Consider the following 24198-nt stretch of genomic DNA (forward strand, 5'->3'; position numbering starts at 1 on the left):
CCCTGATAAGCACGTTGCTACAGTCTGCCAACTGCTTGGGGAGGATCAATCTTGCGGACAAGGACACTCGTGCTCGGCGGCGGTGCCATTCTGGCGCTGGCCGTGGCGCTTACCCTGTATCTGCGTCCCTTGCCTGAGGGCGGCGGGGGCGCGCAGGATGGGAGCGGGGCGGACGGGCAAAGCGTCACTGTCGCCGCGCAAGACGGGCCGGGCACGGACGCCGGCACCGCCACGATGGCCGCAGTGACACCCGGCGATGCGCCGGCCGTGGCCGGTGATGAAGTGCCACCCGAACCTGCGACACCTGACACCGCCGATGCTCAGCCCGGGCTGCCGACAGACGTGCCCGCTGCGACTGCGCCGGAGGTCCGAGACATCGCTGCCACCGCGTCCGAGACGGAAGAGGCTCCTGCGACCGCACCCCAGACGACCCTACCGGTTGACGAAGGGGCAGAGGCTGCGCCCACGGCCCCGACCGCCGCTGCACTGCAGGCTGATCCCGCCACCGCAAGTGAGCCGGTGCCCGTCGCATCGGCCGCGCCGGTGATCACCGACCGGCGGATCGAACCGGACGGCAGTTTTCTGTTCTCGGGCCGCGCGACGCCGGGCCGCACCGTCGCCGCCGTGGTCGATGGGGAGGTGGTGGAGCGCGTGACCGCCGGGCCGGACGGGTCCTACATCCTCGTGGGGTTTCTGGGCCCCTCAGACGCGCCGCGCGTGATTGAGGTGATCAGCGATCCGGAAGGCGCGGCGCTGGCCGCAGGCCGTCGCTTCGTCGTCGCCCCCACGCCCGCGCCGCAAGAGGTTGAGACTGTCACCGCCCGTGTTGACGCGACGCCCCCCGGCGAGGGCACTGCCGCTTTGGCCGAGACGCCCGTGATCGAGACCGCGCTGCAAGACGCGGATGAGGCCGGCGCGTCCGTCACAGGCTCCGACACCGTCGCGCCCGAGGGGGAGGCCACTGCGGCAACCAGCACGTCTGCCGCTGCGCCTGCATCGGACCCCGCCACCGCGCCGGACGCGCGCACACAGGTTGCGGACGTCGACGCTCCGGACCCCGCCACGCTGTCCACCCCGGTGCCGGATGCGCTTGAGCCGACGGACACACCGCCGGCACCCGACGCGCCAAGCCCGCCCGCCGTGCTCGAGATCACCGACAGCGGCGTCAGCGTTGTGCAACCGGGCGGCCCGGCCAGCCAGGCGCCCGAGGTCATGTCCGTCGTCGCCCTCGACACCATCACCTATGACCCTGAAGGCAAGGTCGAACTGAGCGGCCGCGCGGTGGGTGAGGGCTTCGTGCGCGTCTATGTGGACAACGCCCCGGTCAGCCGTCTGCCCGTCGACACGGACGGCACCTGGCGGGGCACTTTGCCGGACGTCGATCGCGGGGTCTATACGCTGCGGATTGACGAGGTTGACCCCCAAGGCGATGTCGTCAGCCGGATTGAGACGCCCTTCCTGCGCGAGGACCCGCAAGAGGTTGCCGCCGCGATGGCCGATGAGGTAGCGGACCCGGGCTTCTCGGTCGCGACGCGCACGGTCCAGCCCGGTGCCACGCTCTGGGCCATTGCCAAGGATCGCTACGGCGCGGGCATCCTGTACGTGCATGTCTTCGAGGCGAACCGCGACCGCATCCGCGATCCCGACCTGATCTACCCCGGACAGGTCTTCACGCTTCCAGCGGACGTGGCGGTGGACACCGCGCAAGAGCCATGAGCACGGTGGACGTGCTGGCCCAGGCGCTGGAGTGGTATCGCGCCGGGCAGGCGGTTGCGGTGGCGACGGTGGTCGAGACCTGGGGCTCCGCACCGCGTCCGGTGGGCAGTCAACTGGTGGTGCGCGGCGACGGGCATATGGAGGGTTCCGTCTCGGGCGGTTGCGTCGAAGGCGCGGTGATTGTCGAGGCGCTTGAGGTCATGGAAGACCGCGCCGCGCGGCTGTTGTCCTTCGGGGTGAGCGACGACAACGCCATCGCCGTCGGGCTCGCCTGTGGCGGGAAGATTCGCGTGCTGGTCGAACCGGTGGCTGACGAGGGGCAGGGCGTTCTGCCGCTGGCCCTGCTTGAAGAATTGGTCGCAGCCAAAGCAGCGCGGGACCCGATTGCCTATGTGGCAGATCTGGACAGCGGCGCGCGGCGGGTGGACGGGCCTGCTAACTGGCCCGAGCGGTTTCGCCTCCAGCGCTCGGGGCTTGAGCCAGACGGCCGCACCTTTGTGACGCTCCACGCGCCGCCCCTGCGAATGATCGTCGTGGGCGGTGTGCACATCGCGCAACATCTGCTGCCCATGGCCCGCGCCTGCGGCTATGACGTGACGCTGGTGGACCCGCGTCCGGCCTTTGCCTCGCCCGCGCGGTTCGGGGATGCGACGCTGGTCGAAGAGTGGCCCGACGAGGCGCTGCGAGGCGCAGGGCTGGACGCCCACACCGCCGTTGTGACGCTGACCCATGATGCGAAACTGGACGATCCGGCCATCGAAGCGACACTCGGCTCGGAGGCGTTCTATCTGGGCTGCCTCGGCTCGAAGCGCACCCACGCCAAACGGCTGGACCGCTTGCACCAACGGGGGTTCACGCCGGACCAAACCGCGCGCATTCACGCACCGGTGGGGCTGGACCTCGGGGGGCGCTCGCCCGCGGAAATCGCTGTGAGCATCATGGCCGAGATCGTGCAGACCGCGCGGCGCCAGGGAACGGCCCCCGTATAGCCAAAGGGCGCGGTCTTTCGACCACGCCCTTTCTAACTCTAAACGTTATGCAAACCGATTATTCGGTCGTCTCATCCGCGTCGTCTTCGGGCGGCGTGACTTCGAGCGTTGGAACCGTAATGGTTTCCTCCTCGACACTCACATCGCCAACGTCTGCGTCAAACTCGGGCATTTCACCCCCTTCGACAGAGACTTCAGGCATGGAGCCTTCCTGCGTCTGATCGATGTCGATCATGTAGAAGGCGAAGATGGCAAGCACGATGACGACGATAACGCCAATAATAACACCGGGTTTCATTACGGTTTCCTTTTCTATTTACAGACACCTAACCGAGTGGGACGCGTTTGGTTCCCGCAAAATCACGCTTCGGCAAGTTCCCGTGCGATCAGTTCCTCGATCTCGTTCATCGGGTGGTTTGTCAGCACCTTCGGCACGTCGAGAATGATCTTGTCGGTGACCGTCTTGTGCAACTCTGAGCGAAGCGCACTGAGCACCGGGCGGCTGGCAACGATCACCAGCTTGTCGAACTTGCCCCCGTGGGCTTTCTGGTAAAGATCTTCGGCCAAATCCTTGGCGAAGCGTTCCTTTTCAAGCTCGTGCCAGTCGGTGTCCTCCATGGCGGACCGGTGGCCGCTTGGCCCGTCGCTCTTGCGGCCGGGGCGGTTCGCGGCCCAGTCCTGCGCCATGGGGTTGTCTTGCTCTTCCTTGCGCACGACGTCAAGGTTCATATCCTCGTCATCGCCCTTGTTGACCATGTAAAGGGCCTTTTCGCCGTCCGCGATCAGCACCCAGGTTCCTTGTGGCAGGCCTGCGTTACGCTTCATCTTCGTTATCCTTTTCCATGGATTTCGTGACGCGCGTGGCCCCGGCGGGGCGCTCGGTCGCGCGCTTCAATTCGTCCTTGCTGCCGACCGCTCTGCTCAGGCGGCCGCCTTCGCGGCCCTGCTGGTCGACAGTGCCACCTTCTCCGAGGACTTTGTCGGTATCTCTGCTCCCGTCGGTGGAGCGTTTGCGATCTGCCATTGGCTGTCCTTTCTTGGTTTTCGGGAAATCAGGGGGCGTGCTGGCGCGTGTCAGAGAAGCTGAGAGAGAAGCGAGACGGCCAGCACGACCGGGATCCACGACATCAACGCCAGATCGGCGGGGGATGTCATGGCAAGGTGCAGCACCCGGGTCCCATGACGTACGGGCTCGTCAACTGTTCGATCGGGTCGGGAGAAGTGACGATGTGACATGGTAAACCCCTTGCTGCGTCTCGAATATGAAACGCGCAAGGCGAGGGATTTGTTCCCGGTGTGGGGGATTGTCCAGCGGAGTCAGGCAGGTATACCGTGTGGGCCGTCCCGGTCGGGGGACGGCTGCCTTTCAGCGCCGTGACAGCCCGTGTTCGGGCAAGGCCTCGGCCCGGCGGGGGAAGGCGATCTCGATCACGTAACCACTGTCGTCGAACTCGATGGACAACTCGCTGTTGAGCTGGTTGGCAAAGGCCGCCATCAGGCTGCGCCTGAGGTTCTCGTCCGCAGTGGGCTCGCGGTCGTTGCCCTCACCATCGGTGTTCTTCACCACTAGGCGGATCTTGCCCGTCTCGTCCTCATGCATCGTGACATTGACGTTGAACGTATGCGCGCGCCCGGTGCTGGCGTTGATCAGCGCGTTGGGCAGGGCTTCTGCCACGAACATCGACAGCGGCATCGCCTGATCGGGGAACAGGGGCACGCTTTCGAGGCTGGATTCAACCTCGACCACGCCGTCTCGGGCGGATTTCGACACGTCATCGACCGCCGCCTGCACCAGTTCGGCCGCGTCGATTGTCGTCATGTCCTGCGTGGTCTGCAACGTGCGGTGCATCATCGCCATGCCGCGCACCCGCCGCTGCAAGCTGGCCAACATGTCCTTGGCCTCTTTCGAGGTCGTCTGCCGCGCCTGCATGTTCATGATCGAGGCGATCAGTTGCAGGTTGTTGTTCACCCGGTGATGGATCTCGCGCAGCAGCACCTCTTTCTCGCGCAGGTTCTGGGTCTGGCGGTCTTCCGCGTCGGCGATGATCAGCGCCATGCGGTTGAAAGCCCGCTGCGCCTCTTCGAACTCTTCCGGCGGATCCTCAAGCTGCAACTCGATTTCCTGCCGGTCACCCAAGGCGAACTGCCGCATGGCCGAGCGCAGCTTGCGGATGTGGCGCACCACAAGGCGCTGCAGACCGAAAAAGGCCACAAAGACCGCCGCCATCCACATCAGGATCGGGAAGATCACCGCCGACCCGGGGAAGACATTGCCCGCGCCGCTGTTGATCGGCTTGCTGCCGACCATGAACAGGTTGTCTTCCAACACCGACGAGACCGCGAAAAGCCGCTGTTTGCCATCTCCGGCTTCGGCCTGGAAGGTCAGGCGGGATTGCCCGTCAAGCGAGCGCAACGGGAAATCGCGCGGCATGTAGAGGCTGGCGTTCTTGACCCCTTCCGAGGCTGAAATCACCTCGCCTCTGGTGTTGACGGTCATGAATTTCATGTCGCTGAGCACAGCACTCTCGCGGGAGACCATGCCGATCACGTCAATCGGGTCGGTGATCCGCAGATAGCCCAGCAGCGTCCCGTCGCGTTCGACAGGGTGCTGGGTGACCAGCACGGCTTCCTCGGAGTCGGTGTCCAGACGGTTGACCAGCACGCGCTGCATGGTCTGGTTGGGCAGCTCTTCGGTGGGGACGGGGGCGTATTGGTCGCCGCCCGTGCCGGTCGAGGAACAGATCGTCGCCCCTTTCAGGTCGATGTAGCGCGCGATCATGATCCGGTCCTGGCTGGCGACATAGTCGCGCAGCAGGCCCCGGCAGGTGTCTTGATCGGTGTTGCGCACGGCTGCCGCAAGCGCCTTGGCGGCGCCCCGCAGCTCGCGGTTGAACTCACGCTCCTTGGCGGCGACGTCCACGGTCTCGGACAAAAGCGCGGCCCGGGTCAGGGCCTGCGCTTCATCGACGACCACCTGCGTCTGATACACGGAAATCAGCCCAAGCGGCAGCATTGCCAAGGACATCAGCATCGCAATTCGCCAAGCCAGAGACTTGGGCAAGAACGAGAAGACATCCATGACGTTCAGCCTTACGCGATGCTTTTCTGTGCCGATACGATGCCGCTGGTCACGCGGTCCGTCATCTCCAGCGACTCGTTTTCATCCAACCCCATGAGCTCCGCCAGACGGGCGCGTCCGCGGTTCACCCGGCTTTTGATCGTGCCCACCGCAACGCCGCAGGTTTCGGCGGCTTCTTCATAAGAAAAGCCTTCCGCGCCCACCAAGGTCAAAGCCTCGCGCTGTTCCGCCTTGAGGGTGCTGAACGCGGTGTTGAAATCGCGCATCTGCAGGCGGCCGTCGTGATCGGGCTTCTGGGACAGTTGCGCCGACATGGTGCCGTCGCTGTCCGAAACCTCACGCCGGGCCTTGCGGAAGTGCGAATAATAGGTGTTGCGCAGGATCGTGAACAGCCAGGCCCGCATGTTGGTGCCGGGCTGGAAGGTGTCGATCTTCGACCAGGCCTTCACCAGGGAATCCTGCACGATATCGTCGGCAAGGGCCGAGTTCCGCGTCAGGCTGAGCGCAAAGGCGCGCATGGCGCCCAAGTGGTCTTTGAGTTCGTCGCGTGGATCTTCAGTTTGCATTTTGGGAACCGCCATTGCTCGACGTTTTGCCCGCTTCAGCGGCCTTCAGTTGCTCAAGCAGTGACGTAAATCTATCGGGGACCTCTTGCTGGATCACCTCATCATAGGCGCGCTTTAAATTCCGCTCGATCTCGAGCTGAACCTTCGAATTTGCCGACTTTGAGTTCATGTTATTTTACACTTTTTTCTCGCTTCTCGGAACTTAATGCTCCAAAAAGCGTTCTGGTTCCACTGTTTGAATAAAAAAGTTAGGGCTCTGGGAGATGACTACAACCGAAACGACGGATCTATCGGCCATGATTGGGAGCAATCTGCCGTTCTTGCGCCGCTATGCGCGGGCGCTGACCGGATCTCAGGACAAGGGCGATATGTATGCCGCCGCAACGCTTGAGGCAGTGTTGAGCGACATGGACTCCTTCGAACGCTCGCTTGCGCCCAAGGTGGCGTTGTTCAAGGTGTTCCACACCATCTGGTCGGGCACCGGTGGCGCGCTGGAAGGGCGCGACGACGGGCTTGCGGCCAAGGCGCAGAAACATCTGGCGCGTCTGACGCCGGACACGCGCGAAGCGCTGCTTTTGCACACGGTCGAGGAGATGAGCTTCGAGGACGTGGGCCACGTGATGTCCTGTTCCGCCGATGAGGCGAAGGAGCTGGTCGACATCGCGTACTCCGAGATGGCGAAATCCGTCTCGGGCCGTGTGATGATCATCGAGGATGAGGCGATCATCGCCATGGACATCGAGGGCATCGTCACCGACATGGGCCACAAGCCCACCGGCGTGGCCCGGACCGAGACCGAGGCGCTTGAGCTGTTCAAGGCCGAAAAGCCGGATCTGATCCTGTCGGACATCCAGTTGGCCGACAACAGCAGCGGCATCGATGCGGTCAACAAGATCCTTGAGGACAACGCCGATATCCCGGTGATCTTCATCACCGCCTTCCCGGAACGTCTGCTCACGGGGCAGGGGCCGGAGCCTGCGTTCCTCATCACCAAGCCGTTCACGGAAGATCAGGTGCGCTCGGCGGTCAGCCAGGCGATGTTCTTCTCGTCCACCGAGACGCTGGCGTCCTGACGCCCTTGCGGTGCTGGGGGTCAATCCTCCAGCACCGTGCGCGGCAACGTGATACGCTGCGCATATGTCCCCGCATCCAGTTCGGCCCTGCGCTCGCCGCCAAGCTGGCGTTCGATTGTCATGGTCAACAGTCGCGACCCGAAGCCTGACGTATCGTCCGAGCGGTCCGCTTCGCTTACCCCGTGTTCTTCCCAATCCAGCTGCAAGGCCTCGTCCGTCACATGCCACGTGATGGCAATACGGCTGTCCTTGGCCGAGAGTCCGCCGTATTTCACCGCGTTCGTCACCATCTCGTGCAGGGCAAGGGTCAGCGGCACCGCCGCCTCCGCCCGCAACGTCACCTGCGGGCCATCGAGGGACAAATGCCCGCTCGTGGTGCCGCTATAAGGGGCAAGCAGCTTCTCCGTCAGCGCCGCCAAGTCGACACCGGTCTTGCCGCCGCGCCCGCTTTGCACCACCGGCAGGATCAGCCCGTGCGCATCGTTCAGCGCGCGCAGCCGACCGTCGAGGCTTTTGGCGAAGGCGTCCACCTCGTCATGGCCGCGGCTTTCCATGCGGATCATGCCGCCCACAAGGGTGAACAGGTTCTTGACCCGGTGGTTGAGCTCATGCACGACAACCTCACGCGCGCGCGCAGTTTCGCGCAAAGAGAGCTCGGTTTCGACCATGGCGGCAAGGTCGTGCAAGCTGGCGAGCTCGGCTTCGGTCCAGTCGCGCGGCTGGTTATCGATGGCGCAGAACGATCCCAGCACCGCGCCGTTGCTGGCGTGCACCGGAACCCCGAGATAGGCGATCACATTCAGATCGTTGATCGCCATGTTGTCCCGCACAAGGGGGTCGTTGCGCGCGTCGCGCACCCGCAGGGGGGCATCGGTATCGACGACATGCTGGCAAAAGGAATGGGACAGAGGCGTGCCGCGCTCTTCGGCCGCCCAGCCGGTCAGCCCCTGTTGGGATTTGAAGAACTGGCGCGTGTCATCAACGAAAGACAACAGGCTGACCGGGGTGCCGATGATCTGCGCGGCAAGACGGGTGGCCCGGTCGAAGGCTTCTTCCTGTTCGGTGTCCAGCACGCCTGCGCCCTCAAGGGCTGAGAGACGCGCCGTGTCGTTCAGGGCGCGCGCCATGGCGGGATCCTGCGCCGTCTGATTGGTGTCCGTCATCTTGCTCCATCCGGTAGCTTTCGGCCTGTTTACCGAAAAAACCGCGCAGGGATACACCAAAACCGTCTTGATGGGCGGCAAATCGCGACCCGCCCAATGTGGCGGATCGCGCTTTTACTTGGGCCGTCATCGCAATCGGTCGTTCGCAGCCATGAGGGCAAGCGCGGCGATGAAGAGCACGCCGAACAGCACAAAGACGATCTGTGCAACCCCCTCGGATGCGCCGGCAAGTCCGGCGAACCCGAAAAGGCCTGCGATCATTGCAACGGCCAGAAAAATCAGTGCCCAATGTCGCATGGGACCCTCCTGTTTTCGTGGCGCGCCATTTGCGGGCCCAACCGGCCCAACGCAGATTCGGTTCCAAGGAACTTTAAGGCCTGTCATCCGTTGTTTGCCTGAAAGGAGACTTATTATGGCCAACACAACAACATCCACAGGTGCAACCACGTCTGCCGCGGCGGACAAATCGACATCTGCGAAGAAGAACAAGGCAGGCGAAAAGATTTCCGAGGCAGCATCCACCGCCAAGGAAAAGGTCGACACCGCTGTTGAGCGCACGCGCGAGGCAGGTCAGGACGCCATCACAAAGGCGCAGGAGACCGGCCAGAAGCTTTATGAGGATGGATCGGACATGGTGCGCACCGCGCAGTCCGAACTCGACATCGCCATCCGTCGCAACCCGACCGCTTCGGTTCTCGGAGCCCTCGGGCTGGGCATCCTGATCGGTGTCGCTATTCGCGGCCGCGATCACTAGGCACTGGTTTTCAGCGGGGCGTGCCCCGCCGCAAAGTTTCAATGGGTGGCCTTGGGCCACCCATTTTTTGTGCGGGACATGTTAGGGGGCGGGCAGGTGACCTCTGGACAAAAAGAAACCGCCAGAGGGGGCTCTGGCGGTTTCAAATGTGAGGTGGGCAGAGGGACAGCTGCACACCCGGGGACGATGCAGGGGGCCGACTGCTCCGGCTTTACCCAGTATCTGAAGGGTAACGCGGTGCGGTGACTTCGGTTCCGCCTTTTTCAGGAATTTTTCGGGCTATTCGGCCGGCCGCAATGCAAAAGGCCCCCGCGGGGCGGGGGCCTTCCATCAATAGATCGCAGCGCTTGGGTCAGTCCGACCGCAGCTCGTTCTGCACGGCTTCGACGCCGGAATTTACGGCGTCCGTGCCTTTCGCGTGCAGTCGGTCCACCTCATCGCGCAGGGTGGCTTCGGCCTGGCGCATCAATTGGTCGCGCTTTTCCCCCATGAGGTCGGCTTCCGCCCGGGTCGAGGGGATGAGCGAGCCAATGAGCGCACCGATCCCGGCAGCGGCCAACGTTGTCGCCAGGGGCTGCGTCTGATGCGCGAGATGGGCCGCCTCGGTGGCCTTCGCCGCCTGCCGCTCCACGCCTTCCTGCGCTTCGATCACTTTCAGCCGCGCCTTGGTCACGCGGTCGCGCGCCTCCGGGCTGAGTTTGTCGAGACCGGTGTCGAGCCATTGGCGCATGGTGCTGGACGACGTCGAGCCCACGGGGTGGTTGGCGCGAATGTGCTGCTTGGCCTTGATCTTGCTGTCGGCGGCAGCGATGCGCGCCTCTTCCCCGCCGCGGTAGTCGGGCGAGGCCACGGCAGCACGCGTCTGCTTGCCCGGATTGATCGCGACAACGGCGGCGCCAAGGGCCAGCAGTGCCAGTCCAGCCGGGTTGCGTTTCGCGGCACCGACCACCGTGTGGATCACGCTTTGTGAGAGGTCCGATGTCGTGCCCATCGCTTCATTGGCGATACGCTGCGGGTTGAGGGCGCGGCTCAGCTCATTGAGGGTTTCACCGACGCGAGCGCGATGTTGCGCGGCGTTCTTTTCATGGATTTCGTCTGCTTTAAGCACGGGGCGCCTCCTTGATTGTGTGAATGTCAGCCTTGATGTTGCGCAAGGTCTGCTTTGGCTTCAGATTTTCGGCCTTGATGCGGGATTTGCCCATGAAGAACAGGACCAGCGCGATCACCACAAGGATCAGCGCGACGATCAGAACAGCCCAGCCGGCGGCAATGTCCAGCGCCATCAGTCCGAAGACCGCAGCGGCGGCCAGGGCGTGAAACGCGGTGAACGCGATCAGCGCGGCCCCCACGAGCATGCCAGCCCCGACGCCTAACTGCGTCAGCTTGTCGGACACCTCTTGCTTGGCGAGCTTCACCTCGCTCACCACAAGCATTTTGGTTTCCGTCATCAACCGTGACAGAAGGGACGGCGCATCTGTGATATCAGGTTTGTGTGGGGTCATGATGCATCCTTCGAATTGTGCTCACCAACGGGACCCGCATAAAGATGTCCGGCCCAAGGATCGTCCCCGCGGCGGGTGCTGCTGCGGCGCGGGCTGGCTTTCATGAACCGTGCGGCGGCAAAGCCCAGCACAGCGGCGCCGGTCAGCACCAAGAGCGGGTTGCGGCGGGCGAAGACGGCGGCATCGTCGAGCATTTCGTCCACCGGCTTGTCGCGCAACTGGCTGGTGAATCCTTCGATGGTGCTCGACACCTGCCGCAAGGCTTCGGCCTGCAGCGAGTTCGGGTCGAAGTTCTGCTCGGCATCGTGGACCGCATCGGCATAGGTGTCTGCCTGCTCAACGGCAGTCTGGCGAGCACTTTCCGCCGCATCTTCAGCGGCCCCGGTCACCTGTTCTTGCGCCTTGTGGGCAAGGTCCTGGGCACCATCTTTGATCGCTTGTGCGGTATCGGTGGAGTCGGTCATGGTATAGCTCCTGTATCCTGGGAAGGGTGGGGCGTGGCCCACCTGTTTCGGCTCATCAACAAAACGTAAAGCAGGTTGAAAAGGTTCCCTTCTGTCCGCGTCGCCCATGCACAGAAGCAGCGGGCCCGGGGCCGGTCCCGAGACGCGCTATTTGTCCGAAGGGCTGGTGTCGGCCTGGGCTTCGGTTTCGGTCTCGTCGCCCAGAAACAGGGCCACCCGCTGCAGGCCGTCAATCTCGTCACAGGCGATCTTGATCACGGTGAGGATGGGCAGGGCGACGATCATGCCCATGATCGACCAGATCCACGCAAAGAAGGCCACGCACAAGAACACTACAGTGGTGTTGAGCTGCATCCGCCGCGAGATCAGCGACGGGGTGATGAACTGCGCCTCGAAAGAGGTCAGGAACATATAGGTGGCCCAGACCCCCAGCGCGGGCCAAACGTCGCCAAAGGTCATCAGCGCCAGAATGGCCGCGATGATCGAACCGGCAATCGCGCCGATGAAGGGGATGAAATTGAACAGGAACGCCATGACGCCAACCATCATGTAGTTGGGCAGACCCCAAACATACATCGCGGCCCCCACCACAAGGCCAAGCCCCGCGTTGATCATGGTGATCCCGCCCAGATAGCGGCCCAGACGGTCTTCGATGTCATAAACGACGTTCACCGCGCGGCGCTTGTCGCTGAACCGCCCGATGCTTTGCACCGTCTTGCGGATGAACATGTCGCCCGAGGAAACAAGGAAATACAGCAGCACGATGGCAAAGGCCATCTGGCCGAACAGCATCGGCGCGATGCGCGCGACCATGGCGGCGATTCCGGGCTTCTGGACCACCTCGACCTCGACCGTGTCGTCGGCCTGATCCTCGGGGTTGATGATGTCATCCGCCGCTTCGACGGCCTCGTTGACGGCCTCCATCGTGTTGCCGCCTGCGCTTTTCAGCTGGCCCTCGATCTGGCGGATCACTTCAGGGATGTCGGCAAGAAACGTAGAGACGGGGCCGCTGAGCCGCAGCAGGCCGTAGCCGATGGCGACCACGATGATGGTGCAGAAAATGATCGCGCTGCCCGTGGGCGAAATGCCGATCCGCGCCAGCCACCGGCGCGGACGATTGAGGATAAAGTACCCCAGAATGGCGGTGGTGACGGGGATCAGAAAGTCGCTGGCCCAGGTCAGGGTCTGGACAAAGAACAGGATGAACAGGCCGATGACCATCGCCTTGATCCCCCGCAGGTTCGCAAGCTTGGACAGGGCTTCGGTCTGGATACCGTTCTGGGGTTCGGACATTTACATCTCATTTTTCGAAAAGGGCGCAGTGCGGGGTCGCAGCGCGAGGGTATCGGTAAAAGTAGCGCGCGGCGGCGTGCGCTCAAGTCAGCGGCGGGTCGGGGCAGGGCCGGTACCGCGGCGTTCTATCTCCTTGCGCAGGATCGCCACGTTGCGATTGTTGGACTTGAACGCCATGTCGAACAGATCGCCCAGCAGCGGGATCGCCCCGACGGTGGTATCAAGGCCGGTGTTCAGGGCCATCCGCGCAAGCGTGCGTTTGCGCGCGCCCATCCGGTAGGCCTGAAACATGAGGTATCCGGCCGGGACAAGCATCACGGCATCGCCAACGCCGGGCACCAGCCCGACGATCGTGTCCCAGCCGAACCGCATGTTGGTTCCGGGCAGACGGAACCGGCTGTCGAGCATCGACGACAGCCGGTCAAGGTGGGCAAGATCAGGTGTCGCCATCAGTCCCTCGCGATGATGTAGATGGCGTGTACGATGCCGGGGATGTAGCCCAGCAGGGTCAGAATGATGTTGAACCAGAAGTGTTTGCCAAAGCCGACCTGTAGGAAAACGCCCAGAGGGGGCAGCAGAACGGCGACGATGATGCGGATGAGATCCATGAAAATGTCCTTTGATGTTGGTTGAAACTAAGGGGGTCAGCCCTTGTGAGCTTCGCCGAGGTTGTCGGCTTTCTCGGCGTCCCGTTCGCCCATGGGCTGGGTCGGGCCGACGGTGGTGTCATAGGTCGTTTGCGCTTCGAGTTCGGCGTTCAATTCAGCCCCCAGCAGGATGATGAAGGCGGAAATCCAGAACCACATCAGCAGTACGACGATCCCGGCCAGTGAACCGAAGCTTTCGTTGTAGGACCCGAAGTTGCCCACGTAGAAGGCGAACCCCGCAGAGCCCACGATCCAGAGGAAACAGGCGGCCAGCGCCCCGGGTGAGACCCACTTGAACTCGGGCTTGTCGCGGGACGGGGCGTAGCGGTAAAGCACCGCAAGGCCGAAAAGGGTGAGCAGGATCAGCCCGGCCCAGACCGTGATCGTGCCGATCAACTCGGCCAGCCAGCCCGCATTCAGTAAGGACAGGACGGCTGGAACGACGAGCGTGGCACCGAGCCCGACGAGAAGCCCGAAGATCAGAAACAGGGTCAGGCCCAGTGTGATGAAGGTGAGCTTGATGAACCCGCGCGATTCATCCTCGTCATAGGCGACGTTCATCCCCTCGATCAGACTTTTCATGCCTTTCGAGGCGGAATAGATCGCGATGAGGAGACCCAGAACAGCCGCCAGCCCAAGCCCGCCCTCGCGGCTGCCTGCGACGGCGGTGGCCTGATCGACGATGATCGTCATCACCTCGTCGGGGACCAGCCCCTTCATGGTGGAAATCTGTTCGATGATCTGGTTCGGCTCGATCAGCAGCCCGCCGATGGCCAGCATGGCCGTGATCGCGGGAAACAGCGCCAGAAGGCCGTAAAAGGCCACGCCCGCGGCAATAAGGCCCACGTGATCGGCGGCAATCTCGTCCTTGAGGCGGAAGGCGACATCCTTCCATCCCTTGGGCGGTATTTCGGTCGGGGTGGAGGCGTGACGACCTCGGGCCATGGCTGTCCTCGGGTATTTGTGATGTGTTCAGGGGGCAAACCCCCCTCCGACCGCATAAGTTCCGCGCACTTCGGCGGTTTTGCGCTGACATCTGCACGGGGCAGGGGGAGTCGGGCGGCGTTTGACCCCTGCGCGCCGGACAAATCCCGCCGGGGTAACTTGTGTTAACTTTCGCCCCCGTTGAACGGGGCGCATATGGAACATATAGTGAACACATGAAAAGCCAGACCTTACAGAACAAGCTTGCGATCCTGTCCGATGCAGCGAAATACGATGCCTCTTGCGCGTCATCGGGATCGACGAAGCGGGATTCGCGCGACGGCAAGGGGTTGGGGTCCAACAACGGGGCCGGGATCTGCCACGCCTATGCGCCGGATGGACGCTGCATCAGCCTGCTAAAAATCCTGATGACCAATTTCTGCATCTACGATTGCGCCTATTGCGTGAACCGCGTGTCGTCGAACATCGAGAGGGCGCGGTTCACGGTGGACGAGGTGGTGAAGCTCACCATCGAGTTCTACCGCCGCAACTACATCGAGGGGCTGTTTTTGTCCTCGGGCATTATCCGGTCCCCCGATGTGACCATGTCCGACATGGTGCAGATCGCCCGCAAACTGCGCGGAGAGGAGAACTTTCGCGGCTACATCCACCTCAAGACCATTCCCGATGCGGCGCCCGAGTTGATCGCCGAGGCCGGTCGGCTGGCGGACCGGTTGTCGATCAACGTGGAGCTTCCGACGGACACTTCGGTCACGCAATATGCGCCGGAAAAAGACCCCGGCCAGATCCGCCGCGCCATGGCCTATGTGAAGACGCGCAAGGTCGAAAGCAGCGACAAGAGCCATACGGGCAAGCGGCCGCCCAAATTCGCGCCCGCAGGCCAGTCCACGCAAGTCATCGTGGGGGCCGATGCTTCCAACGACGCGACCATTCTGGGCCAGTCAACGCGGCTTTATTCCAGTTACGGCCTGAAACGGGTCTATTATTCCGCCTTTTCGCCCATTCCCGACAGCACCAAGGCGCTGCCGCTGGTGCGCCCGCCCTTGCAGCGCGAGCATCGGCTGTATCAGGCAGACTGGTTGTTGCGGTTTTACGGGTTCGAGCTGGACGAGATCACCGGCGTGACGGCGGACGGCAATCTTGAGTTGGACTACGATCCAAAACTGGCTTGGGCGCTGGCCCATCAGGGGCTGTTTCCCGTCGACGTCAACAAAGCCAGCCGTGAGCTTTTGTTGCGGGTGCCGGGGTTCGGGGTGAAAACGGTGAACCGGATCCTCACGACCCGCCGTCACCGCACGCTGCGCTATGAGGATCTGACCCGCATGGGGGTGCCGATGAAAAAGGCGCGGACCTTTGTGACCGCCGGCGGCTGGTCGCCCGGGGGGCTGATCGACAGCGCCAATCTGCGCGCGCAATTCGCCCCGCCGCCCGAGCAACTGACGCTGCTATGAGCCACCGGATCACCCTGCCCAGGATCGGCACGGCGCAGGCTTGGCGCGACGCGGCGCGGGGGCTTTTGGGGGCGGGCGTGCCGCCAGCCGATATCGCTTGGGGGGATGAAGATGCGCCAGCGGGTCTGTTCGATGCCGCCCCCGCGCCGCCTGCGTCCGGTGCGATCACCGTACCGCGCAGCTTCCTGAGCCTTGCGCAGTCGGTCGTCTGGCACAGCGATCCCGCGCGGTTCGCTCTGCTCTATCGGGTGCTCTGGCGCTCGCAGGATGCGCCCCACCTGATGACCGACCGCGCCGATGCGGACCTCGCCGCCCTGCGACGAATGGAGAAGAACGTGCATCGCTGCCAGCACAAGATGAAGGCCTTCGTGCGTTTCCGCGATCTTGGCTCTGCGTCCGATGCGCGCCGGTCTTTCGTGGCCTGGTTCGAGCCCACGCACCACACGGTCGAGCCCACCGCCCCGTTCTTCGCGCGGCGGTTCGGCGATATGGACTGGCGGATCCTCACCCCGGATGTGAGCGCATCCTTCATCGGCGGCGAACTGACCTTCCATGAGGGGCAAGAGAAGCCGCCGCTTCCCGAAGATGCGAGCGAGGAGCTCTGGACGACCTATTTCCGCAACATTTTCAATCCCGCGAGGCTGAAGGTGAAGGCCATGCAGTCGGAGATGCCGAAGAAGTACTGGAAGAACATGCCCGAGGCGGCGGCCATCCCCGAGTTGATCGCCAGCGCCCCCGCCCGGGTGCGCGCCATGAACGAGGCGGCCCCCACCTTGCCGCCGTTGCGCGCTGGGAAGGTGGAGAAACAGCTTGCCGCCTTCGGGTCGCGCTGGAGCGGCTCGCGGGATGAGTTGAGCGCCCAGATTTCCGCCTGCACCCGCTGCCCGCTGTATTGCATGGCCACGCAGGCCGTCCCCGGTGAGGGCCCGTCACAGGCGGCGCTGATGATCGTGGGCGAACAGCCCGGCGATCAGGAGGATCTGCAAGGTCGGCCCTTTGTCGGACCGGCGGGGCAGCTCTTCGACCGTCTGGCCGGCGAGGTGGATTTCGCCCGCACGACTGCATTCGTCACCAACGCGGTGAAGCACTTCAAATTCAAGCCACAGGGGCGGCGGCGGTTGCACCAGCGGCCCAATACCTCCGAGATCGATCAGTGCAAGTGGTGGCTGGATGCGGAACGGGCGACGGTGCAGCCCAAGGTCATTCTGGCCATGGGGGCGACAGCGGCCACCGCGCTGACCGGGGACGGGCGCGGTATCGGCACGCGGCGCGGGCGGGTCTCGACGCTGGAGGATGGCACCGCGCTGATCCTGACCTACCACCCCTCATACATGTTGCGCCTGCGAGACACGGACCAGCGGGCGCAGGCGGAAGAGGCGTTTCGTCAGGATCTCGCCCTCGCCCATAGGCTCAGCCGTTCTATCTCAACCGAAAGACCGGTGGAGGAGGATGGCGCACCGATGCGCCGCGCCCACTGACGGGTCGGGTGTGCTTATGGGATGAAAGGGCGGGGATGACGGATTTAAAGCAGGGCCTTCGGGTGGCGATCGTAGGCCTCGGGCCGCGGGGGCTCGGGGCGGTCGAAGCCTTGATCCTGCGCGCCAGAGAGGCCGGATTACACCTTCAGGTCGATGCATTCGACACGGTCGACCACCCCGGCGCGGGGCCGAATTTCTCGCCCGATCAGACAGACTGCTGCTTGCTCAACACGCCCGCCCGCGCGCTGGATATCGCGCCGGATCCCGCGCTGGGGAAGAGGGTGCCGGTGTTCGACGCCCCCGACACCGACGCGAATGACGCTGACCATTTCCCCACCCGCGCGGCCCTCGGCTCTTACCTTGCGGACCGTCTGTCACAGGTGCGCGCGCTCAACTCAGATGTCCTGTCGTTGAACATTCGCAAACGCACGGTTTCAGACGTCGAGCAACGCGCGGATGGGCTTTGGTTGGAGACGGACGGCGCGTGGATCGGCCCCTATGCTGACGTTCTGCTGACCCTCGGCCAGCCGCAGACGCGGCCTGATGACCAGCTTGCCGCTTGGATCGATCACGTGGCTGCGGGCCATGGCGCACTGCGCGCCGCCTATCCCGACCGTGCCTTGCTTGAGGCCGCGCAGGGTTGGGCCGGGCAGACCGTGGCCATTCGCGGGCTGGGCCTGTCGACGATGGATGTGTTGCGCGTGCTCACCACCGGGCTGGGCGGCGAGTTCACCGCGTCGGGCTATCGCCGTTCGGGCCGGGAACCCGCGCGGATCTTGCCGTTCTCGCTCAATGGCCAGCCCCCGGCGCCCAAGCCGGTAAGCCAAGCGGTCGACCAGCTTTTCGATCTTTCCGACAGGGAGCTCGCATCGATCATCGACGCCCTGTGTTCGGGCATGCAGCAGGGTCCGGACGGCGCGCTCATGACGTTCTGCGCAGGGCTCGCCCCGCCCGTGGTGCGCATTCTTGATGAAGTGGGCAGCCCGGCGACCGCGGCCGATGTGGATCGATGGCTGGCCACCGAGCAGACCGATCCCGGTGGGCAGGCCACCCTGCCGCCCCTGCAGACGTTGCAGCACACTATCGCCATGGCCGAAGGGCGCAGCCCCGCCGACGTGGGCTTCACCGTGGGGCAGGTGATGCGCAAGCTCGAGAACGCGATCCGCAAGGCGTTCAACCCGGAAACCGTGCTTCCGCAGACCGCCAAGGCGTTGGTCGGCTTCAACGAAGGGCTGTCGCGCTACTCTTACGGGCCGCCGCTGCGCTCGGCGCGCGAGCTGTTGATGCTGGTCGAAGCAGGCGTGGTCAGCTTTGTCGAGGCAGAAGACCCGGACATCGAGATGGTCGACGGCGGATGGCTACTGCGCGACGGCAGCGAACAACGCAGGGCGACGGTGATGGTGGACGCCGTCCTGCCGCCGCCGGATCTGGACCGCGTGACCGAGCCACTGTTCGAGGCTTTGCGCCGCAAGGGGTGGATCACCCCCGTGGCCGAGGGGTTGGGCGCGCAGACGGCAGCGGATGGCGGGTTGATCGCCGCGCGCGGGCAGGGCGTGACGAACCTGTGCCTTTTGGGGCGCATGGCCTTGGGCAGTGTCATCGCGGTGGATTCGATCCACGATTGTTTCGGCGCCGCCACCCACCGTTGGGCCGATGGCGTCATGCAGCGCCATGCCACCGGCGGCGGGCAGGCCCCGCAGGGATTGGGCAACAATCCGCCGGAGTGAAAGGCCTCTGTCGGGAACTCTTCGATGCCGCATCCGTTAGTCGTTCGATCCGCCCCGCGGGGCGAAACAGGAAAGGATTGTCCGATGACAAGCAGATTCAACCCCCTCAAACTGAGGTCCACCACCGCCCTTGCGGTGACATTTTCGCTTGCCGCGTCCGCCGGTTGGGCGCAGCAGATCATGCCGTCCTGCACGCTTGACGCCCCCATGGTGCCCTGCGTGGCCGATGACGACGTGATCGAAACCGAAGCCCAATTCCGCGAGGCCCAAGACAGCGGCGAGATCGCGCAAGCGGCTCAGGGAGAGGGGACGTTCTACCTCGTCGAAGACCGTCTGCTGGGCGGCACCAAGGTCGAGATGATCGACGGTGCGGTTGCGGCGGACCTCTCGCCCGAGCTGAAGGCGCAATATGACGCGGCTGTGGCGGCACAGGCCGACCCGGAAGCGCCCGTCGCCGGTGAACTGCTCGACATTGATGAGATCGAGCCGATGGCCGACGAGGAAACGCCGGAGGCGGCACCCGCCGAAGGTGAGGAAGCCGACGTTCTGGACGGCGGGGCCGAGGTGACTGGTGAGGTTGACGCGACGGTTGATCCCGAAGCCAATGTCGAAGGCGAGGTGTCCGTCGATCCCGAACCACAGGTCGAAGCCGGTCAGGATCCGAACGCAACCCCCGAACCGGAGGTTGAGGCCCAGCAGGACCCCACCGTACTGCCCGAAGTCGACGCGCAGCAGGACCCGAACGCAGCCCCCGAAGCCGGTGACGTGACGACCGAAGAGGTCACACCCGAAGCCGAGGTTGAAGACGCCCAAACGTCAGCCGAGACAGAGGGAGACGTCGAAGGCGAGACCCAGACCGAAGGCTCCGTCGATGGCGCTGTGGAGGCTGACCCGACCGAGGATCAAGGCCTGTTCGACGCTATTGAACAGGAACTGGCCAATCAGGAAAACGCCGATGACGCAGCGTCAGTGGATGGCACCGTTGAGGGGGAAGCCGGCACCGAAGGCGACCCGACCCTTGACGGCGAAGTGACGGGCGAGACCGAAGAAGTGCCGGAAGAAGTCGCTCCGACGCCTGAAGAAACCGTTGAGGAAGCCCCCGCCGCCGCAGCCGCCAATGCCGAAACCGAAGGCAGCGCCGATGCGGAAGTGACCACCGAAGAGGTGACCGACGAGGACGTGCGCTCGGCCGATGAGGATTTCGACACCGCCGTGAATGACGATGTCTCGGCGCAAGCGGACGATGACGACGACGGCCTGTCAAGCTTCGAGCGGGCCCTGCTTTTGGGCCTTGGCGCGGTTGCGATCGGCTCGATCCTGGACAACGGGGACGAGGTCGTTTCGAACTCCGGCGACCGGATCGTGGTTGAGACCGAGTCCGGTGAGTTGCGCGTGCTCAAGAACGATGACGTGCTGCTGCGCCAGCCCGGCTCACAGGTTCAGACCGAGCAGTTCAGTGATGGCTCGACCCGCACCACCGTCACCCGTGACGATGGCACCAAGGTCGTGACGATCCGCGCCAACGACGGCCGCGTGTTGCGCCGTGCGCTGGTTCAGGCGGACGGCACCCAAGTCGAGCTGTTCGACGACACGCAAGCCGAGCAAGAGGTCGACGTGACCACCTTGCCCAAACAGACCGCTCCTGCGGCCAGCGTGACCAACATCGCGACCGAGGAAGAGCTGCGTCAGGCGCTTGCGGCGAACATCGACACGCAGATTGACCGCACCTTCTCGCTCCGTCAGGTGCGTAACATCAAGGAAGTGCGCGAACTGGCTCCGGTGATCGAACTTGACAGCATCACCTTCGAGACGGCGTCTGCCGCGATCAAGCCCGATCAGGCCCGCGAGCTGGCACTGCTTGGCACCGCGATCCGCGACTACATCGACCGCCGCCCCGAAGCGGTGTTCCTTGTGGAAGGCCACACCGACGCAGTGGGCGACGCGAGCTACAACCTCGCCCTGTCGGACCGGCGCGCGGAAACCGTGGCACTGGCGCTGACCGAGTACTTTGACGTGCCACCGGCGAACCTGATCACGCAAGGCTATGGCGAAGCCCACCTCAAGGTGCGCACCCTGCAAGCCGAACAGGCGAACCGCCGCGCCGTTGTGCGCAACATCACCGAGTTGCTGCGGTAACCCGCCACACCACTAAAACGACCAAGCGCCCGCTTTCCCCAAGCGGGCGCTTTTTCGTGCCGCGGTTTAACAAAAACACCAAAGCGGCCACAAAAAAGCGCCGACCCTTTCGGAATCGGCGCTCTTGCAAAATCTCGTTGACCGGATGTCAGCCTTTTTGCGGCAGTGGCCCGATCATCATCACCATCTGGCGGCCTTCCATCTTGGGGAAGTTCTCGACCTTGCCAAGCTCCTTGGTGTCCTCGGCCACCCGTTCCAGCAGCTCACGCCCAAGGTTCTGGTGCGCCATCTCACGCCCGCGGAATCGCAGCGTGACCTTGACCTTGTCGCCATGCTCAAGGAACCGGACGACGTTGCGCATCTTGACCTGATAGTCGTTCTCATCGGTGTTGGGTCGGAACTTGACCTCTTTCACGTCGATGATCTTCTGCTTCTTGCGGGCCTCGGCCTCACGCTTCTGGGTCTCGTATTTGAACTTGCCATAGTCCATGATCTTGCACACGGGCGGCGAAGCATTGGGCGAGATCTCGACCAGGTCCAGTCCAGCGTCTTCGGCCAGCGCCATTGCACGCGCCGGCGAGACCACACCGACGTTTTCACCGTCAGCGCCGATCAGGCGGATTTCGGGGGCACGGATGCGGTCATTGATACGGGGTCCGGTGTCGCGCGTTGGGGGCGCATTATGGGGTCTGCGGGCTATGGGTCTTGTCCTTCGATTGTTGTGACTAGAGGCTTAGACGTAGCGGGCTCCCCCTTGCAATTCAAGGCGCAAAAGCCCGTATCCCGGGCTGTTTCGACTTATTCGACGGCCGCCTTGTGGCTTTTATTCGCTGCAACTGCATGCCATACGGCCCGACAAGGTCCATTAGGGGGCCGGAATATGTGAAGGACGAAGATCATGAGAGGGACGATCGCAATTGTCGTCATCGTTTTGCTGGCCTTTTTCGGCTATCAGTGGGGCGTGAACGGCAATACTCCGGGGCAGGCATTGGGACTGTCGGAGACGCAGGCCGAGCTTGCCGCCAAGGCCGCCGCGGAAGAGGCCGCTGCAGAAGAAGCCCGGATTGAAGCCGAAGCCGCAGAGGCAGAAGCACAGGCCGAGGCCGAGGCGCTGGAAGCCGCCGCTGCCGAGGAAGAAGCCGCCGAGCTGGCCGCACAGGCGGAAGCAGAAGCTGAGGCTGCGGCAGAAGCGGCTGAGCAGGAACTGGCTGCCGCCCGTGCTGCCGCCGAGGAAGAGGCCGCTGCGGCTGAGGACGAAGCCGAAGCGCTGGCTACGGCTGCCGAAGCTGAAGCAGAGGCCGCGACCGAGGCCGCCGAAGAAGAGGCTGCCGAAGCTGCTGCTGAAGTCGAAGCGCTGGCCGCTGCGGCCGAAGAAGAAGCCGCTGCTGCCGCCGCTGCTGCCGAAGACGAAGCGGCTGCAACTGTGGATGCCGTGGAAGAGGACGCGGCCGAAGTTGAAGCCGCCGTGGATGAGGCGCAGGACAACGCCTCTGTCACCGTCGACGCCGTTGAGGACGCGGTGGATGCAATCAGCACCGAGGTGTCCGAAGGGGTCGCCGCGATCGAAGAGGCTGTTTCGGGGACTGACGACGTGAACCCCGCGCTGACCGTCGAAGGCTTCGACTTCGACGCCGCCGCCGAAGTGGTGGCCGACTCCGACCTGAGCGACCAGCAAAAGGCTGTGTTCCGCGCCGGTCTGATCGGTGCAGAGCGCAATCCGGACCTTCTGGAAGGAACGCTGGAACGTCTGCGCGACGCGCTCGATCAGTAAGACGGGGCCATCCCAGAATGCGAAAGGCCGCTCTTCCTGAGCGGCCTTTTTGCTGTCCGGGTGTCGGCCTCTCTAGTCCAGAAAGGCTTTCTCGACCACGTAATGCTGCGGGTTGGAATTTGCGCCCTCGACCAGCCCATAGCCTTCCAGCATGTCCTTCAGCTCAAGATTGAACGCAAGGTTGCCGCAGATCATCGCCCGGTCGGTCTCGGGGCTCAGCGGGGGCACCTCCAGATCGGCAAAAGCCTCGCCCGAGCGCATAAGATCGGTGATCCGCCCCATCTTCGGGCTCTCCTCGCGGGTGGTGGTCGGATAATATTTGATCTTCTTCCAGAACCCGTCGCCGATCACCTCGCCCAGCAATTCGTCGTGCTTCAGGGCCTCGATCAGGTCGCGGCCATAGGTGAGCTCGCCCACTTCACGGCAGGTGTGGGTGATGATGATCTCGTCGTAATCCACATAGGTCTGCGGCTCCCGCAGAAGCGAGGCAAAGGGTGCAAAGCCGGTGCCGGTGGCGAAGAACCACAGCCGCTTGCCGGGCAGCAGCGCGTCATGAACCAAGGTACCAACGGGCTTGGGGCGCAGGATGATTTCATCCCCCACCTTGATGTGCTGCAACCGGCTGGTCAGCGGCCCATCGGGGACCTTGATCGAATAGAACTCGAGCTCTTCATCCCAGGATGGCGAGGCAATGGAGTAGGCGCGCAACAAGGGCCGCTGCTTGCCCGTCTCGGGATGAGGATCGCCCATCAGGCCGATCATCACGAACTCGCCCGACCGGAACCGCATCGACGCCGGTCGCGTGCAGCGGAAGCTGAACAGACGGTCGGTGTAATGGGTGACCTGCGTGACGGTTTGCGCGTCGGGCAGGGTCGGGCTCGCCTTGATCGGGGTCTGGGTGTCGGACTGGGTCACGGGGGTCATTTCTGTCATGTCATTTCGGAGCAGGTCTTGGGCCTGCGCCCCTCTGTTACGCTGTCGTTGAAAGCAGTTAAAGGGGAAGCGGGCGCCCTAGGCCAAAACGCCGCGCAGGCGCGCCTGATAGTTGCGCGCGGTCCAGTCCGCCCGGGCCAGCCACTGGGGTTCCGGTTGCCGGGCGGCGAGATCCTCCGAGATCTCGACTTCGTCAAAGCCCGCCCGCCGCGCCATGGCATATTGATCGGCAATCACGTGGCCTTTGGCCCGCAACCGCCCGGCGTAGCCCATCCGCCGCAACATCGCCGCAACGGTAAAGCCGCGCCCGTCGCTGAAACTCGGGAAATCCACCCGCACCATTTCAACCCCCGCCAGAAGCGGCGCGAGCGTTGTGGGGTCGCAATCCGAAGCCACATCCAGCGCGACGCCGGCGCAATCGTTCGCGGCCTGCTCGCCCGGGGCGACGAAGCACCAGCTCTGATCCTCTTGCGCAAATCCTGTATCGGTGACGATCACACTCATCATCTCG

General features: G+C 63.8%; 27 protein-coding genes. 9 read left to right on the forward strand and 18 right to left on the reverse strand.

The annotated features are described in order from the left end of the window. The first annotated feature begins 51 nt into the window (after positions 1-51). Positions 52-1716, forward strand: coding sequence for a LysM peptidoglycan-binding domain-containing protein (locus DC363_RS01385; RefSeq protein WP_146180726.1), 1665 nt, complete (start codon positions 52-54; stop codon positions 1714-1716). Next, a complete protein-coding gene (locus DC363_RS01390) occupies positions 1713-2705 on the forward strand; it encodes an XdhC family protein (RefSeq protein ID WP_108639332.1) in 993 nt (330 codons plus the stop codon). Before DC363_RS01385 ends, DC363_RS01390 begins: the two co-directional genes overlap by 4 nt. 58 nt (positions 2706-2763) lie before the next feature. Here DC363_RS01390 and DC363_RS01395 read toward each other — a convergent pair whose 3' ends face one another. The 6 genes from DC363_RS01395 to DC363_RS01420 form a co-directional block, all read right to left on the reverse strand. Continuing rightward, positions 2764-3003, reverse strand: a complete 240-nt coding sequence (locus DC363_RS01395; protein ID WP_108639333.1) for a hypothetical protein — start codon at positions 3001-3003, stop codon at positions 2764-2766. Positions 3004-3065: 62 nt separating this feature from the next. Then, positions 3066-3530 (reverse strand): baeRF12 domain-containing protein, encoded by a 465-nt coding sequence (locus tag DC363_RS01400; protein WP_108639334.1) that lies wholly within the window; start codon positions 3528-3530, stop codon positions 3066-3068. Then, positions 3520-3729 (reverse strand): hypothetical protein, encoded by a 210-nt coding sequence (locus DC363_RS01405; protein ID WP_108639335.1) that lies wholly within the window; start codon positions 3727-3729, stop codon positions 3520-3522. Before DC363_RS01405 ends, DC363_RS01400 begins: the two co-directional genes overlap by 11 nt. A gap of 342 nt (positions 3730-4071) precedes the next feature. Then, positions 4072-5784: a sensor histidine kinase gene (locus DC363_RS01410; protein WP_108639336.1), complete on the reverse strand. Its 1713-nt coding sequence runs from the start codon at positions 5782-5784 to the stop codon at positions 4072-4074. 11 nt (positions 5785-5795) lie between these two features. Then, positions 5796-6350: an RNA polymerase sigma factor gene (locus DC363_RS01415; RefSeq protein WP_108639337.1), complete on the reverse strand. Its 555-nt coding sequence runs from the start codon at positions 6348-6350 to the stop codon at positions 5796-5798. Continuing rightward, a complete protein-coding gene (locus DC363_RS01420) occupies positions 6340-6519 on the reverse strand; it encodes a NepR family anti-sigma factor (protein WP_108639338.1) in 180 nt (59 codons plus the stop codon). The genes DC363_RS01415 and DC363_RS01420 overlap by 11 nt, the downstream gene beginning before the upstream one ends. Positions 6520-6613: 94 nt before the next feature. Here DC363_RS01420 and DC363_RS01425 point away from each other — a divergent pair, with 94 nt between their 5' ends. Further along, the gene (locus tag DC363_RS01425) at positions 6614-7423 is read left to right on the forward strand and encodes a response regulator (protein WP_108639339.1); all 810 of its coding nucleotides are present in this window, start codon (positions 6614-6616) and stop codon (positions 7421-7423) included. 20 nt (positions 7424-7443) lie between these two features. Here DC363_RS01425 and DC363_RS01430 read toward each other — a convergent pair whose 3' ends face one another. Continuing rightward, positions 7444-8586 carry an HWE histidine kinase domain-containing protein gene (locus tag DC363_RS01430; RefSeq protein ID WP_108639340.1) on the reverse strand — a complete coding sequence of 381 codons (1143 nt, stop codon included), beginning with the start codon at positions 8584-8586 and terminating at the stop codon, positions 7444-7446. 126 nt (positions 8587-8712) lie between these two features. Then, a complete protein-coding gene (locus DC363_RS01435) occupies positions 8713-8883 on the reverse strand; it encodes a DUF1328 domain-containing protein (RefSeq protein WP_108639341.1) in 171 nt (56 codons plus the stop codon). A gap of 115 nt (positions 8884-8998) precedes the next feature. Between DC363_RS01435 and DC363_RS01440 the strand changes: the two genes are divergently transcribed. Further along, positions 8999-9340 carry a hypothetical protein gene (locus tag DC363_RS01440; RefSeq protein WP_108639342.1) on the forward strand — a complete coding sequence of 114 codons (342 nt, stop codon included), beginning with the start codon at positions 8999-9001 and terminating at the stop codon, positions 9338-9340. A 352-nt stretch (positions 9341-9692) separates the two neighbouring features. Here the strand turns inward: DC363_RS01440 and DC363_RS01445 are convergent, their stop codons facing one another. The 7 genes from DC363_RS01445 to DC363_RS01475 form a co-directional block, all read right to left on the reverse strand. Continuing rightward, complete coding sequence (locus tag DC363_RS01445) at positions 9693-10448, reverse strand: DUF3618 domain-containing protein (RefSeq protein WP_158270815.1); 756 nt, start codon at positions 10446-10448, stop codon at positions 9693-9695. Further along, positions 10441-10842, reverse strand: coding sequence for a phage holin family protein (locus DC363_RS01450; protein WP_108639344.1), 402 nt, complete (start codon positions 10840-10842; stop codon positions 10441-10443). Before DC363_RS01450 ends, DC363_RS01445 begins: the two co-directional genes overlap by 8 nt. Continuing rightward, complete coding sequence (locus DC363_RS01455; RefSeq protein WP_108639345.1) at positions 10839-11306, reverse strand: hypothetical protein; 468 nt, start codon at positions 11304-11306, stop codon at positions 10839-10841. Before DC363_RS01455 ends, DC363_RS01450 begins: the two co-directional genes overlap by 4 nt. 147 nt (positions 11307-11453) lie before the next feature. Continuing rightward, positions 11454-12599 (reverse strand): AI-2E family transporter, encoded by a 1146-nt coding sequence (locus DC363_RS01460; protein ID WP_108639346.1) that lies wholly within the window; start codon positions 12597-12599, stop codon positions 11454-11456. A gap of 87 nt (positions 12600-12686) precedes the next feature. Further along, on the reverse strand, positions 12687-13049 hold the full coding sequence (locus DC363_RS01465; RefSeq protein WP_108639347.1) for a DUF4112 domain-containing protein: 363 nt from the start codon (positions 13047-13049) through the stop codon (positions 12687-12689). Continuing rightward, a complete protein-coding gene (locus tag DC363_RS01470; RefSeq protein WP_108639348.1) occupies positions 13049-13207 on the reverse strand; it encodes a YqaE/Pmp3 family membrane protein in 159 nt (52 codons plus the stop codon). Before DC363_RS01470 ends, DC363_RS01465 begins: the two co-directional genes overlap by 1 nt. 36 nt (positions 13208-13243) lie before the next feature. Continuing rightward, entirely contained in the window at positions 13244-14191 is a 948-nt protein-coding gene (locus DC363_RS01475; RefSeq protein WP_108639349.1) for a YihY/virulence factor BrkB family protein, read from the reverse strand. Between the two features lie 215 nt (positions 14192-14406). Between DC363_RS01475 and DC363_RS01480 the strand changes: the two genes are divergently transcribed. The 4 genes from DC363_RS01480 (at position 14407) to DC363_RS01495 (ending at position 20983) form a co-directional block, all read left to right on the forward strand. After that, positions 14407-15642, forward strand: a complete 1236-nt coding sequence (locus tag DC363_RS01480; RefSeq protein WP_108639350.1) for a putative DNA modification/repair radical SAM protein — start codon at positions 14407-14409, stop codon at positions 15640-15642. Continuing rightward, positions 15639-17120, forward strand: a complete 1482-nt coding sequence (locus tag DC363_RS01485) for a UdgX family uracil-DNA binding protein (RefSeq protein WP_108639351.1) — start codon at positions 15639-15641, stop codon at positions 17118-17120. The genes DC363_RS01480 and DC363_RS01485 overlap by 4 nt, the downstream gene beginning before the upstream one ends. A 35-nt stretch (positions 17121-17155) precedes the next feature. Beyond that, entirely contained in the window at positions 17156-18847 is a 1692-nt protein-coding gene (locus DC363_RS01490) for an FAD/NAD(P)-binding protein (protein WP_108639352.1), read from the forward strand. Positions 18848-18931: 84 nt separating this feature from the next. After that, the gene (locus DC363_RS01495; RefSeq protein ID WP_158270816.1) at positions 18932-20983 is read left to right on the forward strand and encodes an OmpA family protein; all 2052 of its coding nucleotides are present in this window, start codon (positions 18932-18934) and stop codon (positions 20981-20983) included. Between the two features lie 148 nt (positions 20984-21131). Here DC363_RS01495 and infC read toward each other — a convergent pair whose 3' ends face one another. Then, positions 21132-21683 (reverse strand): translation initiation factor IF-3, encoded by a 552-nt coding sequence (gene infC / locus DC363_RS01500; RefSeq protein WP_108639354.1) that lies wholly within the window; start codon positions 21681-21683, stop codon positions 21132-21134. A gap of 198 nt (positions 21684-21881) precedes the next feature. On the opposite strand from infC, the gene DC363_RS01505 reads away from it, so the two are divergent. Beyond that, positions 21882-22754, forward strand: a complete 873-nt coding sequence (locus DC363_RS01505) for a hypothetical protein (RefSeq protein ID WP_108639355.1) — start codon at positions 21882-21884, stop codon at positions 22752-22754. Positions 22755-22826: 72 nt separating this feature from the next. Here the strand turns inward: DC363_RS01505 and DC363_RS01510 are convergent, their stop codons facing one another. Then, positions 22827-23687 carry a ferredoxin--NADP reductase gene (locus tag DC363_RS01510; protein WP_108639356.1) on the reverse strand — a complete coding sequence of 287 codons (861 nt, stop codon included), beginning with the start codon at positions 23685-23687 and terminating at the stop codon, positions 22827-22829. A 78-nt stretch (positions 23688-23765) separates the two neighbouring features. Beyond that, positions 23766-24191 (reverse strand): DUF934 domain-containing protein, encoded by a 426-nt coding sequence (locus DC363_RS01515; protein WP_108639357.1) that lies wholly within the window; start codon positions 24189-24191, stop codon positions 23766-23768. Positions 24192-24198 lie beyond the last annotated feature (7 nt).

Source organism: Thalassorhabdomicrobium marinisediminis (assembly GCF_003072065.1).
Taxonomy (GTDB): Bacteria; Pseudomonadota; Alphaproteobacteria; order Rhodobacterales; family Rhodobacteraceae; genus Octadecabacter; species Octadecabacter marinisediminis.

What these genes read in the sequence shown, in the direction of transcription:
- DC363_RS01390 (WP_108639332.1), top strand. Translation starts at nt 1,713, where the DNA reads ATGAGCACGGTGGACGTGCTGGCCCAGGCGCTGGAGTGGTATCGCGCC.
- DC363_RS01395 (WP_108639333.1), bottom strand. Translation starts at nt 3,003, where the DNA reads ATGAAACCCGGTGTTATTATTGGCGTTATCGTCGTCATCGTGCTTGCC.
- DC363_RS01400 (WP_108639334.1), bottom strand. Translation starts at nt 3,530, where the DNA reads ATGAAGCGTAACGCAGGCCTGCCACAAGGAACCTGGGTGCTGATCGCG.
- DC363_RS01405 (WP_108639335.1), bottom strand. Translation starts at nt 3,729, where the DNA reads ATGGCAGATCGCAAACGCTCCACCGACGGGAGCAGAGATACCGACAAA.
- DC363_RS01410 (WP_108639336.1), bottom strand. Translation starts at nt 5,784, where the DNA reads ATGGATGTCTTCTCGTTCTTGCCCAAGTCTCTGGCTTGGCGAATTGCG.
- DC363_RS01415 (WP_108639337.1), bottom strand. Translation starts at nt 6,350, where the DNA reads ATGCAAACTGAAGATCCACGCGACGAACTCAAAGACCACTTGGGCGCC.
- DC363_RS01420 (WP_108639338.1), bottom strand. Translation starts at nt 6,519, where the DNA reads ATGAACTCAAAGTCGGCAAATTCGAAGGTTCAGCTCGAGATCGAGCGG.
- DC363_RS01425 (WP_108639339.1), top strand. Translation starts at nt 6,614, where the DNA reads ATGACTACAACCGAAACGACGGATCTATCGGCCATGATTGGGAGCAAT.
- DC363_RS01430 (WP_108639340.1), bottom strand. Translation starts at nt 8,586, where the DNA reads ATGACGGACACCAATCAGACGGCGCAGGATCCCGCCATGGCGCGCGCC.
- DC363_RS01435 (WP_108639341.1), bottom strand. Translation starts at nt 8,883, where the DNA reads ATGCGACATTGGGCACTGATTTTTCTGGCCGTTGCAATGATCGCAGGC.
- DC363_RS01440 (WP_108639342.1), top strand. Translation starts at nt 8,999, where the DNA reads ATGGCCAACACAACAACATCCACAGGTGCAACCACGTCTGCCGCGGCG.
- DC363_RS01450 (WP_108639344.1), bottom strand. Translation starts at nt 10,842, where the DNA reads ATGACCCCACACAAACCTGATATCACAGATGCGCCGTCCCTTCTGTCA.
- DC363_RS01455 (WP_108639345.1), bottom strand. Translation starts at nt 11,306, where the DNA reads ATGACCGACTCCACCGATACCGCACAAGCGATCAAAGATGGTGCCCAG.
- DC363_RS01460 (WP_108639346.1), bottom strand. Translation starts at nt 12,599, where the DNA reads ATGTCCGAACCCCAGAACGGTATCCAGACCGAAGCCCTGTCCAAGCTT.
- DC363_RS01465 (WP_108639347.1), bottom strand. Translation starts at nt 13,049, where the DNA reads ATGGCGACACCTGATCTTGCCCACCTTGACCGGCTGTCGTCGATGCTC.
- DC363_RS01470 (WP_108639348.1), bottom strand. Translation starts at nt 13,207, where the DNA reads ATGGATCTCATCCGCATCATCGTCGCCGTTCTGCTGCCCCCTCTGGGC.
- DC363_RS01475 (WP_108639349.1), bottom strand. Translation starts at nt 14,191, where the DNA reads ATGGCCCGAGGTCGTCACGCCTCCACCCCGACCGAAATACCGCCCAAG.
- DC363_RS01480 (WP_108639350.1), top strand. Translation starts at nt 14,407, where the DNA reads ATGAAAAGCCAGACCTTACAGAACAAGCTTGCGATCCTGTCCGATGCA.
- DC363_RS01485 (WP_108639351.1), top strand. Translation starts at nt 15,639, where the DNA reads ATGAGCCACCGGATCACCCTGCCCAGGATCGGCACGGCGCAGGCTTGG.
- DC363_RS01490 (WP_108639352.1), top strand. Translation starts at nt 17,156, where the DNA reads ATGACGGATTTAAAGCAGGGCCTTCGGGTGGCGATCGTAGGCCTCGGG.
- DC363_RS01495 (WP_158270816.1), top strand. Translation starts at nt 18,932, where the DNA reads ATGACAAGCAGATTCAACCCCCTCAAACTGAGGTCCACCACCGCCCTT.
- DC363_RS01505 (WP_108639355.1), top strand. Translation starts at nt 21,882, where the DNA reads ATGAGAGGGACGATCGCAATTGTCGTCATCGTTTTGCTGGCCTTTTTC.
- DC363_RS01510 (WP_108639356.1), bottom strand. Translation starts at nt 23,687, where the DNA reads ATGACAGAAATGACCCCCGTGACCCAGTCCGACACCCAGACCCCGATC.
- DC363_RS01515 (WP_108639357.1), bottom strand. Translation starts at nt 24,191, where the DNA reads ATGAGTGTGATCGTCACCGATACAGGATTTGCGCAAGAGGATCAGAGC.